1 protein-coding gene is annotated in these 987 nt (G+C 32.0%); it reads left to right on the top strand.

The features are described from left to right. Positions 1 to 64: 64 nt before the first annotated feature. Entirely contained in the window at positions 65 to 877 is an 813-nt protein-coding gene (locus FD26_RS10730) for a hypothetical protein (protein WP_057868408.1), read from the top strand. Positions 878 to 987 lie beyond the last annotated feature (110 nt).

Here is a 987-nt window from a genome sequence, read left to right as displayed (position 1 = left end):
TACTAGTTGAATGACAGTGCTAAAGTCTTAATTAGACAGTTAGACAGTGATTCGGGGGAGAATTATGTTGAAAATTAAGGCTTTTCTTTTGGGGATAGCGGTTTTGCTAGGATGTGCCAGTTCAGTAACTGTTATACAAGCTGCAGGACTAGGTGGTCCTAATGTCGGGAATTATATATATGAAGATCAAGAAGTAGTTACTAATCAACAGTATGAAAAACTGAAAGATATCAATGGTCAAATTGAAACGGGGCCTAATCCGCAAAGATTATATATTTTAGTATTGAGTGATAATGATAGTATAAGACGCTTTAATTATTTAACTGATAATGATCCTAAAACTAAAGGAATACCAGAAGATATAGTTAATAAAACTGGTGAAGTTTTATATGGACATAATCATTATTACGATATTGATTCGGATGAAAATGGTATACCAGATTGGAAAAACAATTATTTGGTCTACGATTTAAAGAATAACCGGGTTTATTTTGATCCTAGCGATCAATCAAGTTCATATATTACGGACCTAATGTTTTGGAAGATTAAGATTGGAATGAATAATTTAACTGATGGAACCACCACACAGAGAATGGAAGCTTTATTTGATCTAGCAGAAAGATTAGAACCAAAGTTGCAAAAGGTTGCTGATAATAAAGAGTTTATATACTCGAAAAGCTATTATGATATTAAAAATATTGTTAATGGGGTTTTGCTTGTATTAGGGATAATCGTTGGATTGGTTATCTGGTTTATTATTCATCGGCAAAATAAGAACCATCCTCATAATAGCGGTGGATCTGAGTTAGGCAATTCAGATTATGATGCTGGTTTTGACGAAGGGTACTATATGGGAAGTCAAGATCCATTTATGTAAAAAAATTTTAGTTATGAAAAAGAACAGCATTTTTAAGGGATATTCGAGGTATGTAAAAAATACCTAAATCTCTTAATAAATGCTGTTCTTTTTACGTATATTCAGTTATG

The organism is Companilactobacillus crustorum JCM 15951, assembly GCF_001434585.1.
In the GTDB taxonomy this organism is placed as follows: Bacteria; Bacillota; Bacilli; order Lactobacillales; family Lactobacillaceae; genus Companilactobacillus; species Companilactobacillus crustorum.
This window is presented reverse-complemented; position numbering and strand designations above follow the sequence as displayed.